Source organism: Microbulbifer maximicatervae (SeqCode), assembly GCF_052467955.1.
Genome location: NZ_CP174329.1, coordinates 2,990,375 through 3,009,101 on the forward strand (window position 1 = coordinate 2,990,375; position 18,727 = coordinate 3,009,101).

Consider the following 18,727-nt stretch of genomic DNA (forward strand, 5'->3'; position numbering starts at 1 on the left):
AATCCCCCGCCTGGTTTGGCGGGGGCTACAAAATATAAATAAGTGGTATTTGAACAATGAAATCAACCTTGAAACTTTCTGCACTGACCTGTGCTTCCCTGCTGGTGCTTGCCCAACAATCCCAAGCGGAGCTGTCTTCTACTGTTAATCTGACTACTGACTACACCTTTAACGGCGTCAGTCAGACTCAAAACGACCCAGCACTGCAAGCCAGTCTGGACTACGGGTTCGATAACGGCTGGTATATCGGCACCTGGGCTTCCAACGTAGACTTCGGTGAAGATGACGATACCAACTTGGAGTGGGATTTCTATGCAGGTAAGTTCATGCAGCTTACCGATAAAGTAAGCCTGGACACTGGACTCGCTTATTACACCTATCACGGTGATAGTGACCTTTCTGAAGAGTACGCTTACCCGGAAGCTTATGCCAAGCTTGGCTATAGCTCTGCTCTAGGCGAATCAGAAGTCAATGGCTGGTACAGCTGGGATTACTTTGGCCAGGGTGGCGGCCACTACATTATGATGCTGGCCCATACCTTTGAGTTTGCAGAAGGACACAACGTTCGCTTCAGTGCTGACCGCTCTACAACCGTCAATAAAGACAACTGGACCTGGGAAGGTAAAAAATCTTACAACCACTACCGAGTGGAGTATATGACTTCCCTGGAGGGTTTTGATTTCAATATTGCCGCCGAGAATACCACTCTCGACTCAGGCACTGCTGACGAGCGTATCGTCTTCTCTGTTGCCCGCACTTTTAGTCTTTAAACTATAAATGCAGCCGGGGCTTTAGACAGCCCCGGCATATCTTACTAGTCTGCTCTTAAGGCGCTTCTTCTTTTCCGCCCCCGCTAATCTCCTCTGCAGATCTCATCACAACTTGCCCTGATTCAGCATTTCCACTCCAGGCACTTTCCTCAGCTACCCCTACCAAAACAATTTCCTTTTCAAGGATAACTGGGTGTAAATTCAAGTCATGCCGTGCAACTTTAACCATTGAGATACAAAGCAAGAGGACAATTAGCAGCAAAGGGACACCAGCGATAATGCTTGCCGCCTGCAATGCTTCCAGCCCGCCAATAAGCAACAAAGCAATAGGCATTACTGCCAGCGCGAAGGCCCAGAAAATTCGATTCCACCGAAGCGGCTCGCCATGAACCTCTTTCTGCACAACTGCGGCAAGAATATGAGATATGGAGTCAAAAGTAATGACCGTGAAAACCAGTGCGATCAGCGTATACAGCAACACAACTAACTGGCTCGCGGGCAACATATCCAAAACGGCAAAGATCACGGTATTGGCCCCCTGCTGATTCAGTATTTGCACCAAGTCCAGCTCGCCCGAAAAATGCAAGTAAACGCCGTAGTTGCCTAGCACCATAAAAAACAAGAAGCAGCCAAAAGTTCCAAAAAATAGTGACCCAAGAATCATCGCCTTGATAGTCCGCCCTCCGGAGATACGCGCAATAAATAAGCCAATACTCGGAGCAAAAACCAACCACCAAGCCCAATAGAAGACAGTCCAGTCCTGGGGGAAGCGAGTACTGGGGAACTGTTTAAAATGAGAGAAGGACTCAGTCCAAGTGGCCATTTGCAAGAAGTTCTGCAACGCTCTACCCAGGGAATCCAACCCACTATTGAGCATAAATAGTGTCGGCCCTGCGATAAACACGAAGAGCAGCAAGGCAAGCGAGAGAAAAATTGTAAAGTTTGATAGAACGCTAAGGCCCTGCTTTACCCTGACAAGAGCACAATAACCAAACAATAGCGCACAAAATATCAGCACCCCGACCTGAAATCCCACCCCAGTAGGAATTCCAAATAGCTTGTGCAATCCCAAAGTAATCAGCGGCGCTGCGATACCAAGCCGTGTAGCCGCACCTCCTAGCATGCCAAATACCAGAGAAGTATCGATAAGCTTGCCAATCGGCCCGCTCACTCTACGATCACCCAATACTGGCGCGAGCGCTTGGCTCAACTTGAGAACCTTGCGTTTACGCACATAGTAGTAATAGGCAATTGGTAGTGCGGGGATTAGATAGATAGACCAAGCCAGTGGCCCCCAGTGAAAGATGCCGTAGGAAACTGCCCAGCGCGCAGCTTCAGCTGAGCTTGCTTGAACCTGGAACGGCGGCTGTTGGTAATAGTAGATCCATTCAACCATCGACCAATACAAAATAGAGGCGCCAATACCGGAAGAAAACAACATGGCAGCCCAGGATAGAGTTGAGAATTCGGGGCCCTCTTTCCCCCCTCCCAACTTTATCCTGCCGATATCACTGAAGGCGATATACAGCACAAATAACATCGCACCTAGGCCTAGCAGGAGATAAAAGACCCCCAACTTCTCTGTTACCAGATCTTTAACTGCCAATAACCATAAAAAACCCGCCTCGGGAAAGAGGATCAAGGGCACTGTCGCCACTAGTAGCAATGCAAAAGAGCCCCAAAAGGTGGGCTTGTCTATGAGATCCTTTGTTCCCTTATTCAACAAGGGTTCCTTCTGAAAAGATGTTCTTACAAAACGGGAAGGAGTTGGGAGCTAAATCAATTACAGTCTGGCTATTTTTTGACCAGCCGGAACAAAGTTGCTGAAACTAAAGACGCCAATCTTTAAGGCGAGCACTGCACTGCCATTTACCAACCGCTGGCATGACGTGATTAGCATCCTTTTGAGTGCTGATTTAACAGGCCAAATGCAATTCAAGTGTGAACAGGATGTGCATACTCAAATACTATTTGAAACGGGGCTTTCCCAAAGGAATACCGAGAAGCGATATGTATAAGAAGGCTATCGCCGCCATTGTGGGCCTGGCGCTATTTGCATGCACCAAGGACAAGGATAGGAATATCAATGTTAATGATTTTGAACCTGAAGCAAAGATAGGGGTTTACGACATTTCCCAAGAAGACTGTGAGCTGATGAAGCTCCGGCAGGTTCTTCGGAACAACTCCCCTATTGGCTGTGAAAGGCTGAAAAGAGTCGTCTTCAACTATACGCCTCTCTTAGATCCCCCTGCTCAGGATAATGTTGGCATCGAAGCTGATCTATACTGCAGAGGCGCTGTTGTTGTACTTGATATCGTTGCCGAGAACGTCCTGTCTCTATTTGGCGAGATCTACCGATCTCGCTTTCCAATACAGTCAGCCATTCCTGTCGAATATTTTACTCTGCAAGAGCGAATGGCAGATGATCGAAACAACACGCTGGCTTTTGATTCCCGGCCTATTACTGGCGGAAGCAGATGGTCTGAGCACGCTTATGGTGTTGCTATTGATATTAACCCCCTACAAAATCCCTACCTGTATATTGATAAACACACCCGAGCCAAAGTAATCCCTAAGGATGCAACAGAAGGATATTTAAACCGGGCAAAGTTTCGCCCGGGAAAGCCAACCCGCATGGGGATGTCTGAAGATGTAACCACAATCTTTGCCAGGCATGGCTTCGCTGTCTGGGGTGGAGACTGGAATGTCCCGATTGACTATATGCACTTCCAGGTTGGTTCCCGTCAATTCATTAACCGCCTTGTAACTTTGCCAAAGGAGAGTGCAAAACAACTATTTAACCGATATACACAGCAATTGAATCTCTGTTTTGAGGAGAGCAACTCGATAAAAAGCGCTACTCACCTCAGAAAACATTGTGTCGATAAAGTGGTATCAGAATTTGATGGAGAGCAGGAGTGAAAACGGCCTCCTCCTGCTGCCCAACTGTTAAAGTCGAGACGGATGGCTTCCCGGATCGCCCTCTATATGGGGTTTGTCATCGTGGGATACGCCGTGCTCCGCCTGGGCCGGAACCTCCCAATTCCCCTCTTCTGTCCACGGATCATCCTCTGGAAACTCTTCAATATAGATTTCCTTCTCTTCATAGCTCGGCTGGTAGCGCAGGTCATAGTGAGCGGCTTTCACAATCGATATGCACAGCAGCAAAGCAACAACTAAAAGCGGCACGCCACCGATCACGCTGGCAGTTTGCAGCGTATCCAGGCCGCCCAAAAACAGCAGCGTTATCGGCATCAGTGAAAGCGCAAATGCCCAGAACAGGCGGTTCCATCTAGCCGGCTCTTCATCGACCTCTTTCTGCACAACAGCAGCAAGAATGTATGAGATGGAATCGAATGTAGTTGCAGTAAAGATGAGGGCGAGTACCGTATATACCAGAATCACCAGTTTACTGCCGGGAAGTGTCTTGAGTGTGGCAAAAATTGCGGCAGTTGCGCCCTGCTCATTTAGCATCCCAACCACATCCAGCTCACCGGAAAACTGTAAGTAGACGCCGTAATTCCCCAACACCATAAAGAACAGGAAACAGCCTAAGGTGCCATAAAAAATGGAGCCGACCACCATGGTCTTAATGGTTCTCCCCCGCGAGATACGCGCAATAAACAAGCCGACACTGGGAGCGAAAACCAACCACCACGCCCAATAGAAGATGGTCCAGTCTTGGGGGAAATGGGTGTCGGGGAACTGTTCAAACTCTGCAAATGGCTCAGTCCAGGCGGCCATATGGAAGATGTTATCCAGGACACGACCCAGGGCATCCAAGCCAGTGTTCAACATAAATAAGGTGGGGCCAACCAGGAAAACAAACAGAAGCAGCACAATAGACAACCACATATTCAGGTTGGAAAGTGCGCGGATACCTTTCTTAAGCCCAACAAAAGCGCTATAGCCGAAGATTGCCGTGCATATCATCAGCACTACAACCTGGGTTCCCAGCCCGGTGGGCACGCCCAAGAGTTCATGAGCCCCCTGAGTAATCAGCGGCGCGGCTATCCCCAGGGTCGTAGCGCCACCGCCCAACATGCCAAAGATAAAAAGCACGTCGATCAACTTACCAATCCCACCTTGGGCACGCTGCTCCCCCAAAACGGGCATCAGTGCCTCGCTAATTTTCAGCACGCTGTGATTTCTAACGTAGTAGAAGTAGGCAATTGGCAGAGCGGGAATCAGGTAGATGGACCACGCCAGCGGGCCCCAGTGAAAAATGCCGTAGGCAACAGCCCAGCGCGCAGCTTCGGGTGTACCTCCTTCAACTTGGAAAGGTGGGGTTTGGTAATAGTAGATCCACTCGACCATAGACCAATAGAGAATCGATGCGCCGATGCCGGCACAAAACAGCATTGACGCCCAGGATATGGTGGAGAACTCAGGGTTTTCTTCAGGTGTTCCCAGCTTGATCTGGCCGATATCACTAAACACGATATAGACCATAAAGAGAATTGCCCCGACACCCAGTGCCAGATAGAAAACCCCCAGCTTGTCAGTGACGAAACCTTTAGCGGCTAAAACCCAGGCGGCACCAACTTCGGGGAACAGCACCAGTGGAATTGTCACTGCCAACAGCAGCGCCAGTGAACCAAAAAAAGTGGGTTTATCGATGATTTCTCTGAAATGACTAGACAACACTTGCCTCCCAAATGCCTTGCAAACCGCGGCAAATAAAAGCAAGGGGGACTTTATATAAGGAACTTTATTATGCGGTGTTAGTGAATAGAGCTTATATAAGGATAGGTAGGTCAACTACAGCTAAATTTGCTTTTACTTATCTTTAATAGTACCAGCTAGTCAAAGTATTTCAATTTGACAGATGTCACATCTGTTTAGGTGTGACAACCAATTGAACTGGGGCTATCAACTGACGACCGCCCCAGCCTGCAGGTTCTGAGCTACTGCTTACCCAAAGATTTTTCCAGTTGAGCAAACTGTCCTTGTAGCATTGCCTTCTCCTGTAGAAGGATACGATTCTCGTCTGACAAGGCCTCTATCCGGTCTTTCGTAGCACCCAGTTCCGCATCCAGTCTTTCCAGAGATACTTGCTGAAGCTGAATCTCTTTCGCTTGTCCTACACCGCTGCTCTGGAGGCGGGCAACCTCATCCTGTAGTCGTGTAATTTCAGAAGATTGGGATTCAGCGCTTGCTGCCTGCTCTTCAGCCTGCCGCTTGTAGTTTGCCGCTTCGGCTTGAGCCGCGCCTATATTTTCACGCAACTCCTGCTTTTCCCGATTGAGTTCAGTAATTAATGCCTGTCCCTGTTTGTACAGGAGATCCTGCTCAGAAATTCTCTGTTCCGCCAACCCAAGTTGCTCCGTCAGTGAGGCCGCCTGCCCCTTAAGTTGCTCACTGGAAGATCGAAACTGATCTCGCTCGTGCTGCCGGTCTGTAGCTGTTCGTTGCTGGAAGTGCTCAAAGTGCTCGCGCACATCGCGATTCTCCTGCTTCATCTCTTCAATTGAGGCCTTCTGCTCCTCAGCTCGAACCGAGGCCTGCTCCAATTGAAACTCACTTTTTTCCAGTTCTGACTGAGTTTCACCCAGGGTAACTTTGAGGCGGCGCTTCTCACCTTCAGAAGCTGAAAGCTTCTGCTCCAGCTCGCGAATCAATGCGGTTTGCTTGCTACTGGTCTCTTGAGCTTCATTTAGTCTCTCTGTTATCTCCAGCTCTTTCGCTTCAAATTCCTGCTGAAGCTGCTCCACTCTTTGGTCCGCATCGCCCTGGATACGCTGATGAAGTCCTTTCAGTGCCTCCACCAAATCTTTAGGCAAGCCGCTGACATCAGTGCTGCTGGAACTCTCGCTTTTCCACCGCTTCAGAAGCGGCGCAATTGTACTTTTACTCCCAGTCCCCAGATGAGCGCGCACTCTATCAACTGTCGGCTCCTCGCCCCGGGCCTTAATCGCTTTTGCTGCTTCAAAAATGTCCAGATAGGTGACCCCTGTGCGCGCCATTAATCATTCCTCAGATTATTTTGTACCAAATTACGTATTACGTAATAATACATAATATTAAAAAATAAACCAATTCTTGAATTAACCTAACTAACCTTCGATAATGATTCTTATCGAAGGTTATAGAAGTAAGAAAGCCCCCATTTAACGTACTCTCAGTACAAATGGTGCTTTTCAGGTGACACAAAATTCATGAAAAAACAGCCTCTAACCTCAACCAAAATCCAACCTCAATCCCCGCTCAGCAGTACATCTAACGGGGCTGGAGTACTTCTGACTGAGGATGACATTCAGAAGTACCTGCGAGCAGCGACTTCAGACAGCACTCGCAAAGCCTATCGGTCTGCCATTCGCCAGTTCGAGAAATGGGGAGGCCGACTCCCCGCCGATAGCCATTCACTGGTTAGCTATCTATTAAGTCGGGCCGAGCAATTGAACCCACGCACTCTGGATTTGCACCTAACCGCCATAGGCCAGTGGCACCTTTATCAAGGCATTGCCAACCCAGTCGCTGAACCGCTGGTGCAGAAAACCATGCGCGGTATTCGCCGCACCCACGGAAAGCCCAAGCAAAAAGCCAAGGCGCTGAGCCTCGAACACATTGCGGCCCTCACCCGACAGTTGCGCTCTCAACCAGATTCCAAGAAGAAGGCCCGTGACTTGGCGTTGGTGCTGGTAGGTTTCTTCGGTGCCTTCCGGCGTAGTGAGTTGGTGGCGATCCAGGTAGAAGACCTGATATGGGAGGAGGAAGGCTTGATCATTCGCCTGCCCAAATCAAAAACGGATCAAAGTGGTCAAGGAATGATGCGCGCCCTTCCCTACGGGCCCCCTGAAATCTGCCCCGCACGAGCACTTAAGTCCTGGCTAGACGTTAGTGGCATTAGAACTGGGCCAGTATTTCGGTCGGTCAATCGCTGGGATACGGTGCAAAGTCGACAGTTAAACCCCACAGCTATCAACGATCTACTGAAAAATCTCGGGGAGGTCTGCGGCTTTGACTTTGTTGCCGAACTCAGCAGCCACAGCTTTCGCCGAGGCCTGTCCACTTCCGCAGCGCGAGAAAAAGTTGGCTTTGAGGTGATCAAGAAGCAAGGTGGCTGGAAGAGTGATGCCACTGTCTGGGAGTATATTGAGGAGGGGCAACAGTTTACCGACAACGCCTCAGCTATCTTGATGAAGAAGATGTCGGAACTACTATCTTAAGAAGCTGTTATTGACCTGCTGGCAAGTCCCGCCTTTCAGGCGGGCAGTATATGTGCGGAAGTAATCAGTCTGGCTGCTGGGCGCTTGTTACGACACAAACTTAACAAGTGTGTGATTTTCACCTTCAAGTTCATTTTCTATGATGTTGGAAATTACCTCCCAATCTCCACCGGCAAGCCCCGCACCTATTAGAGGATACCCAATCTTCTTTCCCGGAAAATTTTTCTTAACTTTGGTGAATACACTGCGTATAGCCTCATAATCAGCCATTACCCCCTTACCTTTCCAGTGAAACTGAGTGTAAGCATTGACGACCGTAAAACTGGCCTCTAACTGTGATATGTAAGCACTTGAATACGTACCCAGCTTAAGTCGTGAGCCTTTTTCTGTACCCAAGTCTGCTGCGTAGGCTTCAGGGAAAAGCTTCTTGATAGTTAAGGCTATCCCCTTTCCCATTTGGCACTGGCAATTGCACCCATGAACAATGACATCAAAATGGCCCTCAAGTGCCATTTTGATTAAATCACCTTCTACTACATTCATTCACCATCTCCCAGAACCCGTTAACTCCTCGGCATTCTTCCACTCACACGGAGTGAAGCAACATGCAAGCTACCTATCAACAACGCGAATCTTCTTATCTACATGATTCACTTATTGCTTGGCGCTTCTACCCGCTGAACATATAAATAACAAGCTTTTCACTTGGGCTCACAACAATCAAACCAACTCGCCCATAAGCATAGTAATTTCCCGGACTGTTTATTATAGCGTTTGACTGTTTTACGATTTCTTCATCGACATCAATACAGAAGCCGTATCTGCATAGATAGTTATAAATACCAAGGCTCCCTCCCTCTCTTTGCCTCCAGTACTTTTCCTCTTTTATTGGTGTTTCATTCCAAGATCCATAGACTTCACGTTCCCGCCTAACTCCCTTATTTCTATTTGCTGGGAGACTATTGAAGTATTCAATACCACCTTCTGTAATTTGATTTGCGATTTCTTCAGATAGTGGATAGACCCTAATGCCGACCTCATTTCCGCCTGGGCCAAAACCCCAAGCTTCCCCTTCATTATAAGAAATTGAGCTGACCTGGAGGGCATTCGGAACAAAACTGAGGTTAAACCTTTGCTCATATACCTTGATAACTACAACTGATCCCATAAAAAGTATTGAGAGCATTAGAAGAAAGTGAACGCGAACCAATTTTTTGAACGCGAATATCACCCCAGTAATGATTGCGAATATTGTTAGCAGAAAGAGAGTTAACATATAGCTTGTACCACCTGCCACCTACTTTCTCAATATACTTTTGGGTAGAGAGATGCCATCTCAGAGCATATATATGAGAATTTTTCAGACTCCTATGAGCCTACCCAACCAATATTAATAAGTCACACTTAACCCAATCATAAACATTAATACCCCTGTTGCATATCCCGAGCCTGGAGAATAGAAAGAGCAATGCCTCAGCCTGCAAATAGCCAACATGACCTAAGACATCTTACAGCAAGAGTGCGTACACAGCTTCATTTTGAAATCGTATTTAGAAGCATTGATTAACCATATAAAGTATCTTGAGATTTGATAACAAACACACCTGCTCAAGTGTTGATACCAGCGCATCTATTGCTTGATATGGGTCTCATTGAAGATTGATTCCCAGTCCTGATCAAAGGTCTCGGGTATTGACGAGGAAGTCCTCCGAAAAAACAACACACCAACATGAGCTTCATGACCCTTCTTAGCGGTACTATCAGCAGTAACCTCCTCGATAAAACCTCGCATAGTGCCACTGCCATCGAGAGTCAAATTTGTAACGCTCTCATCGGACACATCAACAGCTACCACTTGAATTCTATTGCCACTCTTCATATAGGCAAAGATACCGATATCCTTAGCTATAGTGGTCTCATTCACCTTCTCTTCAACTGCAGTTAGTTGGTGTTTAACATCCGGCTTCTTCGTTACCTCAAGATAGCGACCACCACCTCCCACCCCTGTTTGCTTGAGAACTTTAAAAGTTCGGCAAATCTGCCCCTTTTCTAAGGTAAAGGCGTCTGGGCTGTGCTCGTAAAAAATAAACGACTCACCTTCAATCGCACACCAGACCCCTTCCAGGGAATCTTTGGCTTCCGATTGGGCGTTGGCGTGAGTAGCAACAAGAGTCAGAAGCACTGAGGGCAACAGAAGTGATAGCTGATTGATTATTTTCATGGTGACTTCCAAGGTGGTAGTCAGTCAAATATAGGCGCATCTTTACGGTTAGATAATCCCAGGGCAAGCCGAATCACGCCAATAGTAATCCCTGGATGGATAAGTCGAAGCCTGATACCCGTAAGTTATATGGACTAACACCGTGTCGCAGATCTATTTGGGTAAAGTACAACGGATCCTCTTTGAAATCACCGGATTAGAACTCAGGCTATTATCTAAGTGGTGGCAAGGAGGCCCAAAATGACGACGTTAAATCAAAAGCAAATTGAAGACTGCAAGTCTAGTGCGTCGGACTTCTCCGACCTCAAGGCGCTATTCCTCAACTGCACCCTAAAACCTACGCCTGAACTCTCCCATACAGACGGTCTAATTCGCATATCCAGAGAAATCATGGAACGCAACAAAGTCTCAGTTGAGGTTTTACGCCCTGTTGATCACGACATCGCTTTTGGTGTTTACCCGGATATGACGGAGCATGGCTGGGACACTGATGAGTGGCCACTGCTCTATCGCCGGGTTGAAGACGCAGACATCCTGGTTATAACCACGCCGATCTGGTTGGGAGAGAAATCCTCTATCTGCACCCAAACTATAGAAAGGCTCTATGCGAACTCAGCTGACCTGAACTCCAAAGGCCAGTACGCATACTACGGCCGGGTGGGAGGTTGCCTTATCACCGGCAATGAAGATGGCGCAAAGCACTGCGCCATGAATATTCTCTACTCTCTACAACACCTTGGCTATGTTATCCCTCCCCAGGCAGATGCGGCATGGGTGGGAGAAGCTGGTCCCGGCCCCTCGTATCTTGACCCTGGCTCCGGTGGTCCACAAAACGACTTTACCAATCGCAACACCACCTTTATGACCTGGAATCTGATGCATATGGCGCGAATGATAAAAGATGCTGGGGGCATTCCCGCCCACGGCAACCAGCGCTCCGCCTGGGATGCCGGCTGTAAGCCCGACTTTCCTAACCCGGATTATCGATAGAAACATCCTGCATTTTTAACTTTACAGAGCTAAGCAGCCTAAAGTTGTTGCTGTTTGGCCATGTCCATCCGTATTTACAAAATCCTATTTACAAGATGTAGCACCAGGGATAAATTCCCGCCTTCTTTGCTCCCATTAACACCCACCTACACGGCATAGCACTGTTATCTCCATAAAGGGATGCTAGGCGTTGCCATATGAATTGGTGGTCAAGTAATTTCTGTGAGGTCCCTTTCCCGAATGAAACCAGAGTTCTTAGCGCATATCCTGGATAGCAAATTATTTATCACCATATGCCTGATCTCAGTAGTGATGTTATTACGTGGCCTGCTCACGCTAGTAATAGCACGAAGTAGTTGGCAAAAAGCGGATAAGCGCCGCCGTATCAATACCGTACATAACCTTGGCAACTTGTTGTTGGTAGTTGGCCTGATGGCAATTTGGGTAAGCGAACTCCGGGACTTTGCCCTATCCATTGCCGCTTTCTCTGTGGCAATTGTATTGGCACTTAGAGAGGGGGTGCAGTGCCTCGTTGGTGGCTTGTATCAGGCAAACATGCGCTCATTTACTGTGGGAGACTGGATTAAAGTCGGCAATCAATTTGGTGAAGTCACCGATAGTGACTGGCTAAGCACCACCCTTTTAGAAATCGATCCGCACGGTTTGGGCAATGGCTATACAGGAACAACTCTGTACATCCCTAACAATGCCTTCTTTACCCAACCGGTAAAGAACCTGAACTTTATGCGCCGGTATATCGAGCATACCTTCTCGATTACCCGGGAAAGCAAAGGAATGAATCCATTTGAAGCCAAGAAGTTTATCTCTGAGCGACTTAAAGAACACTGCGAGTCCTTCCGTGAAGTTGCCGAACGCTACTGCAACCTGATTGAGAATCGCATGGGCGTTGAACTCTCGGGGCCGGATGCCAAAGTCTGTATTACGACTAATGAACTTGGCCACGATGTAACCACGGTAACCGTTTTTTGCCCCAGAGAGGAAGCCACCAATATCGAACAGTTGGTGACTGAAGACTTCTATAACTTTTGGTTCGAGAAAACCAAGGAAGTAAAGGCAAGTTAGCGGTTTTGGCAATTCAATGAAGGTGTTGGTATATATGCTCGCTAGTGCCCAATTCACACTGTTGGAGTTAAACAATTTGTTAGCGAACCAATAAGGTACCTTTTGGGGTTTTGACAGCCAACAATTATACTATTTAGTCCCTACGTCAAGATGCGGTCCCTACTTCCAGCCACCTGCTAACAGGAAGTAGGGACCGCAACTAGTATTGAGCTATCAATAGATTTGGCTAACTCAACTTTTATCACCGAGTAATCACAGTGATAAAAGTTGGCCATGTAGCGCCATTAATCACACTCGCTCTGTTTTGATAGCTCTTGATCGCTTCAATTTGCTGTGAAACGCTCTCCTGGAAGTAAAATCGATCATTTTTACTATCTACCTTCCTCCAGTATCCCACCCCTTGGTCCAACAAGATCTTAGTGCTCTTGCCAGATTCCCATTCTAGAATAAGGACTCGACCATGGGACATGTCCCTTGGGTTTTCTTCCATAGACACATTCACATTTGCTCCAAGGTTATTGCCAAGCCACTCGGCAATAACACCGCGCTGATCATCCGGGTCGCTCCAGTTTGCATCAATAAAGGGGGATGAGGGTTGCCTTCGGACACTGAGCGTCTGAATCTCTACTTCCCCCTCCGCTAAAGGGAAGCTCGATAACATTTTTTCCAGTAGCAGTATTGTCCAAGGGGACTTCAGGTAGCGATCGCTATAGTTTATTTTCTTAACCCGATCATTGTTAAATTGTTGTTGAAGTGTGGGCACCTTTTCTTGTAGAAACTGAGCGAAGCGCGTATGAAAGTTGATCATCCGCCCATTCAACTCGCTGCTTAACTCGATAACTTGCGCCCCAGGAATATTGACACTTAACATATCACCGGGAATAGGCGTAAATTCGAATCCAGAAAACTCTTCTGTGGAGATCAATACATCCTTTGAGCTCCCTCGCAACCACCCTTCTCCCGGAGCCAATGTGCTGGGATGATGGCTCACCAAGGTAGCTACATCGCTGCCGTTTCCAACCTGAAGCCCCATATATACACTTTGCTCTTTGACAGGCGAATGCATCATGGCAATTTCAATGCCTAAGCGATGTAGCAGCTTTAAGTTATGTTTAAGCTCATCAGACAAAACAACTTTGTCCTCAAGCAACAATCTAACAGTAACTTTATCAATGACTTTCCATCCCAATATCAGGTCACGGAAATCCTTATGGCTAATATCAACCTCTTCACTAGGCACACGTACAGTCACTAGATTAGCGCCGCTTTGAAGTTTTGTCCGCATCCATTCCATCGGACTTATGGCGCAGTGCCGAGCTCCCGGAATCGGGTTAAACTCCGAAGGGATCTCAAGGTGTTCGATTAGTTTTATGGAGTTGAGCCAATCCAGCGTGCTATGGCGATCCAAACTCTCCAACTCTACGCGGCTATCTTGTCCGGTCAGGCAAGCAGAACAGACATTTTCACAATTTGCCGAGCACAACAGGCGCTTGTACGCGCCGGTCAGCAACTGCGCAATACTGCCAACCTCAGAGGTGCAGAACCCCCCACCTCCACTGACACGATCGTAAACTTGGATGACAAAACGTTCGGCGCCCTGGTCTGGGTCTCGGTCTTTTCGAAATCCAAACCCCATTTCGGTACTGTCAATCCCAAGCCTTGAAGCAATTTCATCTCGAAGGGCGACTGCAATAGTTGCGGCTATGGACTGCCCTTCATTAGTGTTAGGTAGCCACTCACCATTTGCAGGGTTCTTAAGGTAGACCTCAAGTACATCTGTCGCAGTTTGATAACCAAGATAAATATTAGGTTTTACTTTTTCGTTACTACAGGTTTTAGATTTATCCGCACCTTTTTTTCCGCCCAATGGCCGATGATAGGAGCCAGGCTGCAGCGCCTTTGGTATTTTTCCATTGGCCAACATGGATTCCGCACGCCCGCAAGCCATACAAATCGCATAACCATTCTGGTTTTCGCCAGATGAATGGTGGAACACTGTTCCCTCATGGCCATACTGGATATAACCTAATCGGCTATCCGGTAAAGTGATACGAGTACCTGTTACACTGATGCGGGGAGGTTCTACCCTAATGTATTTTTGGGAGGTAATGTCATTGGTCGTATTCTCATAAAAGTCAGTAAGGAAGCCAGCCGGCCTCAACACCAACATTTTCTCTGAATTAGCTACCGGATGGTTACAACTCCGGCAATGGATTTCATTACTATTACTAAAGGCGTTTTCCTGCACTCCTGAGTCACCGCAACGCTTACACCGCCAGGAAATATCAAACTTCTGGGCTTCGTTTAGCGCACCCCCTGAGTGCCAGTGTAAACTGACGCCTGCGCTGCGATAGACCCGCCCATCGATAACAATTTCTCCACCCGGTGCATACTCTCGAATCGCAACATCCAATCCACGACTCGGCTTTTCTTTATAGCAAAAGATATTATCTTCTCGCGAAGCATTGGTCTTCTTAGCTTTACGATTCCTGAATTCTTCATAATTATAAGTATTAATATTGACAACATCTGTCGGAAATCCATAGCCGGGCAGATAAGCTCGAGCTGCCAAGTCGCGCAGCAGGTATTCCTCTTCGTGCCGCTTTAATTCTAATGTTAGAGCTTTTCTATAAGCCTCATCACTTGCCGCAGTTTGCTTTGATATCAAACTTTCGAATTCACTACTCCAGCGTTGCTGAAGTTTTTCCAACCTGGCCGTAGATTCAGAAACAAGTAACTGGGGTTCAACACCTGCAAGCACTGTACCCCACAGCAAACGCTGTATAGGTTGCTCAAGCTCTACGGGCAAAGATTTTGTCCAGGCAATATATTTTTGACACGGTGATTCTTCTTGCCCATAAAAGAACCACTTAACATTGAGTTTAGTATTATCAGTAAATGTCAGTTGGAACTTTCTTAAGAATATTCCTAACATCAAAGAGTGTACATGCCGTTGAACAATACGTTCAGAGCTGAGGGTGATTGTGGGTGCAGGAATCGCCGATACAAAAGGCCACTTGGGGTTTGCGAAGGCCCGCTGATTATGCGGGTCATTCTTACAAATCGTGTAGGCAATTGCTCTCGATTCACTACGGCGACCAGCTCGGCCGGCACGCTGTAAATAGTTTGCCGGATGTGGTGGTACGTTGTTCATCACCACTGCCGATATACCTCCAATGTCTACCCCCATCTCCATGGTGGTCGAGCAATTCAGTACGTTTACCTGTCCACACTTAAACAGATCCTCATAACTCTTAAGAGCGTCAGATGACTGTTGCGCAGAGTGTTCCGCCGTACGGTAATAGTACCCCCCCTCTGCAACACGATCAGATAAGTTGGACCACACGCCCTGCGCACGTAAGTCTTGCACCGTAGGGTCAGCGTTCAATAGCTGGCGAACATTGTTAACCTTGTCCTTGCCACTCTCTGCAGATTCCAGCTTGGTCCACTCTGGCAATGTCAGCGGAGTGCAATGAAAACTTCCTTCTCTGTATTTTCGCGGTAAATAGGGCGTCAGGCCAACAAAGGCCGTATCCAAAAGCTTGCCAGTAACTGGACACTTCCAAGCCTGATTCGGCAGTGAGAAGTTCAATTTACGCAGTTTCAGCACATAGCCAGCACCGCTCTGCTCCAATATTCGCGCTTTTATCAGGTCTTGCCAGGCCTGTCTCAACCATAGGTTGATTACATCTAGGTCAGCTTGTTGTGAAATATCCTTATCGGTTGCTAACTCCAATAACTTAATCAGGCGAGAACGATGCGGCCCCGATTTTGCAGTGGGCCACTTTCTTACTCGAGTATTTTCTTCTATCTCTGCATCGGGCGACACCAAAGCTTTAGGGGTAAAGCGGGCCCCCATCCAGTTTCGAAGGTTTTCCTCAAGTGCCAAATAGGTATTTTCACGAACTACGAAATCCAGGGCTACCTTGAGAAAGTCACGCCAATCACTGAGGTCTAATCGACGCCTACTCACTCCAGGCGCTTGAGTTTCTGCATCTTGCCAATATTCTGGGCAACACTGAATGCTATCCAACCCCTTATAGCCAACTTTAATCATCCCCAAGGTTTCAGTACTGTTCTGATTTTTGGGGCGACGGGCGAACTCTCTGGCCAGCAATAGCCTCCCCATAGTGTTCGCCTCGTCGCCACTACTAAATAATTCGGGGTTGGCATAGCGGTTGTAGCGAACGATACCCTTGCTAACTGTTGGATTTTCCGCAAGCTCCTGAGCCAATAGATCAAAGTTCATAGCCGTTTCCGGCGTAGTCGATTGCTCTTTTTGTAATTCTGCTTGCTGTAGAAGAATCTGCTTTATAGCGGGGTCAGGTATAGCTTCAGCTTTGGCTAGAAGCTCCTCGTAGCTAATGACCGGAGACGTTTCCTTGGCCAGCACTTCGGCCTCCGCCTGTTGATTTCGAAGCGCTTCGAATACAAGCCCACGCAGACTGGAGCGCTCAGCCTCTTGCTGCATTTTCACGGCGAGCCGCGCAGTTCCCTGGCGACTATCAGTAAAGGTAATCAACCTGCGGCCACGGCCAGGCAATTCCTCTGGTGAATAGCCCTTCAAATCATTCTTATCCGGGTCAGGACAGTACTCCAGGATTGTAGGGACAGCATTGCTAATATAAAAAGGGGCACCGAAATAAGATAAGCGATAGAATTTTCGATCAGCAAAACCCTTGTTTGAACAGGCCCCGCAACCGGCCTCTTGTTCACTAGAGTATAAAAAATTAATATTTCGCTCCGCTGAGAGCATATTAACTTCTAAACTGGTGGCATCAACTCTAGCTTCGGTATAGATTTTAAGGGCTTGATTATTTTTCCCAGCCAAACTACCAGCGGTCAAAGGCGAAGCGATCACCCATTGTGAATCCGGGGCCTGAGATTCATTCAAAAGGCTGTTCGCTTCCTCATCCTCAAATGTCTGCTCGACTGATAATGCAAACTCATCTTGCACAAGTACACTGCGCTGCTGAAGAAATCCTTTATTGTCCTCAGCCAGCAGATGGGGGGTTGAGCAATCGTTACAGAGAGCAACTTCATATACTGGCGCATCACATTTACAACGGGCCCTTTCAGTAACGTACAAGTTACCAAACGGCCATCCCTTAAGATGGATGGATTTTTCTGGACAGCTGGCATCAATACAGGACCACAACCCGTGTAGCATGCGCTGAAAGAAATGGGCCCTCAGTTTCAAAAATGGCTCGCCACCATTTTCCTTTTTAGTACCGCTCATCAAGTCGATCCAAGCCAGGACTTCCCTTTGTAGGGCCTGCTGTCCCAATTCCGGTAACAACCCCTTAACCGCTGCAACTAACTCGTTGAGTGTCTGTGGTTTCTCCTCTTTATTTGACACTATTGAGTTTCGCAGACGAGAGGCGATAAGAGAGTGCGAAAGAGCCTCATAGCGGGCGGGAGACACTTCACAGTTGTGCTCGATACTACTGATGCTATCGCGCGTCGCCAACGTAGCTTCACCAGTAATCTCTAATTTCGGAATACTGCGGTGGCCACCAATCACCACCACCTGAGACTCACTCACTCCGGCCAGGCTAGCCAAATAGGACTTCAATTTGGTTTCCGCATCCTGATCGGCAATTGTGGCGGAGGTCGCTACAAATCGTACGTCTTTGGCTTCGCGGCCGAAAGCGTGAAGTACCCTGCGCAAAAGCAGGGACAATTCCGCAGCCTGGGAGCCGATATAGGTATGCGCCTCATCCAAAACAATCCAACGCAAAGACTGCGCATCGCGAGAGATTTCCAAGATGGGCGCATCTTCTTGTCGCACCAGCATGTATTCCAGCATGGTGGAGTTGGTCAGCATGATTGGCGCCGGTTTTTTTCGCATGCGCTCGCGTGAAAGAACCTGATTGAGTCGCTCACTCTGCTCTTTACGCACCTTGGACTCAAAATGTTCCGTATTACCGTTATACAAACAAAAACGAATGCGCTCCTGGTAGTCTCGTGTCCAGGCATCCAGGCGCTCTTGCTGAGAATTAATCAAGGCATTGAGCGGATAGAGAAATAGAGCCCTAACGCCAACTAACGGCCCCTCCTGCTTAGTCTCGCGGATTAAATCGTTAAGAATTGGAATCATAAAGCACTCGGTCTTCCCAGAGCCGGTGCCACTTGTAACTACAGCCGATTTTGGTTGATCGTCCAGGAGCGTATTCCACGCAGTCAGCTGATGCGTATAAGGATAGATATGGCCGGGCAGCCCATAACCATTGCCTGCGTTAGCAAGTGTTCCCACCAATTCCGGTTCCAGCAAACCACCAGAGAGGCTATCGAGGCTGACATCCGCAGGCGCCCAGCCGAATGTGTGCTCAAAAACAGGGGGTGCTAAAAAGCAACCTTCAGCACCCAACTCTTCTGTCATCTGACTCTCAATATGAGCTCGCCAATTTGAATCACTGATCCCCAAAATGCCAAGGGTAGACTGCTTAGCGCGACTGAGTGACTGCTCGACTAAACTCTCAAAAAATTTCATC

Annotated in this window: 12 protein-coding genes; 5 read left to right on the forward strand and 7 right to left on the reverse strand. The window is 47.9% G+C overall.

Annotated elements, in window-relative coordinates; all coding sequences use genetic code 11:
• Positions 1-56: 56 nt before the first annotated feature.
• Positions 57-770: a TorF family putative porin gene (locus ACJJI5_RS12885; RefSeq protein ID WP_444908330.1), complete on the forward strand. Its 714-nt coding sequence runs from the start codon at positions 57-59 to the stop codon at positions 768-770.
• A gap of 55 nt (positions 771-825) precedes the next feature.
• Here ACJJI5_RS12885 and ACJJI5_RS12890 read toward each other — a convergent pair whose 3' ends face one another.
• A complete protein-coding gene (locus tag ACJJI5_RS12890; protein ID WP_445354256.1) occupies positions 826-2,493 on the reverse strand; it encodes a BCCT family transporter in 1,668 nt (555 codons plus the stop codon).
• Positions 2,494-2,780: 287 nt separating this feature from the next.
• On the opposite strand from ACJJI5_RS12890, the gene ACJJI5_RS12895 reads away from it, so the two are divergent.
• On the forward strand, positions 2,781-3,692 hold the full coding sequence (locus tag ACJJI5_RS12895; RefSeq protein ID WP_445354257.1) for a M15 family metallopeptidase: 912 nt from the start codon (positions 2,781-2,783) through the stop codon (positions 3,690-3,692).
• 27 nt (positions 3,693-3,719) lie between these two features.
• Here the strand turns inward: ACJJI5_RS12895 and ACJJI5_RS12900 are convergent, their stop codons facing one another.
• Together ACJJI5_RS12900 and ACJJI5_RS12905 are read right to left on the reverse strand one after the other, a co-directional pair.
• On the reverse strand, positions 3,720-5,414 hold the full coding sequence (locus ACJJI5_RS12900; protein WP_445354258.1) for a BCCT family transporter: 1,695 nt from the start codon (positions 5,412-5,414) through the stop codon (positions 3,720-3,722).
• Between the two features lie 263 nt (positions 5,415-5,677).
• Positions 5,678-6,736: a DNA-binding protein gene (locus tag ACJJI5_RS12905; protein ID WP_445354259.1), complete on the reverse strand. Its 1,059-nt coding sequence runs from the start codon at positions 6,734-6,736 to the stop codon at positions 5,678-5,680.
• Between the two features lie 192 nt (positions 6,737-6,928).
• Here ACJJI5_RS12905 and ACJJI5_RS12910 point away from each other — a divergent pair, with 192 nt between their 5' ends.
• A complete protein-coding gene (locus ACJJI5_RS12910; protein ID WP_445354260.1) occupies positions 6,929-7,939 on the forward strand; it encodes a tyrosine-type recombinase/integrase in 1,011 nt (336 codons plus the stop codon).
• Positions 7,940-8,026: 87 nt separating this feature from the next.
• On the opposite strand, the gene ACJJI5_RS12915 is transcribed toward ACJJI5_RS12910, so the two are convergent.
• The 3 genes from ACJJI5_RS12915 to ACJJI5_RS12925 all read right to left on the reverse strand — a co-directional run bounded on the left by ACJJI5_RS12915 (position 8,027) and on the right by ACJJI5_RS12925 (position 10,160).
• The gene (locus ACJJI5_RS12915) at positions 8,027-8,482 is read right to left on the reverse strand and encodes a macro domain-containing protein (RefSeq protein ID WP_445354261.1); all 456 of its coding nucleotides are present in this window, start codon (positions 8,480-8,482) and stop codon (positions 8,027-8,029) included.
• Positions 8,483-8,609: 127 nt separating this feature from the next.
• Entirely contained in the window at positions 8,610-9,215 is a 606-nt protein-coding gene (locus tag ACJJI5_RS12920) for a hypothetical protein (RefSeq protein WP_445354262.1), read from the reverse strand.
• A 354-nt stretch (positions 9,216-9,569) separates the two neighbouring features.
• Complete coding sequence (locus ACJJI5_RS12925) at positions 9,570-10,160, reverse strand: hypothetical protein (protein WP_445354263.1); 591 nt, start codon at positions 10,158-10,160, stop codon at positions 9,570-9,572.
• A 240-nt stretch (positions 10,161-10,400) separates the two neighbouring features.
• Between ACJJI5_RS12925 and ACJJI5_RS12930 the strand changes: the two genes are divergently transcribed.
• The gene (locus ACJJI5_RS12930; protein ID WP_444913741.1) at positions 10,401-11,150 is read left to right on the forward strand and encodes a flavodoxin family protein; all 750 of its coding nucleotides are present in this window, start codon (positions 10,401-10,403) and stop codon (positions 11,148-11,150) included.
• Between the two features lie 240 nt (positions 11,151-11,390).
• The gene (locus ACJJI5_RS12935) at positions 11,391-12,233 is read left to right on the forward strand and encodes a mechanosensitive ion channel family protein (protein WP_445354264.1); all 843 of its coding nucleotides are present in this window, start codon (positions 11,391-11,393) and stop codon (positions 12,231-12,233) included.
• Positions 12,234-12,474: 241 nt separating this feature from the next.
• Here ACJJI5_RS12935 and ACJJI5_RS12940 read toward each other — a convergent pair whose 3' ends face one another.
• Positions 12,475-18,726 carry a DEAD/DEAH box helicase family protein gene (locus ACJJI5_RS12940; protein WP_445354265.1) on the reverse strand — a complete coding sequence of 2,084 codons (6,252 nt, stop codon included), beginning with the start codon at positions 18,724-18,726 and terminating at the stop codon, positions 12,475-12,477.
• Position 18,727: the final 1 nt, after the last annotated feature.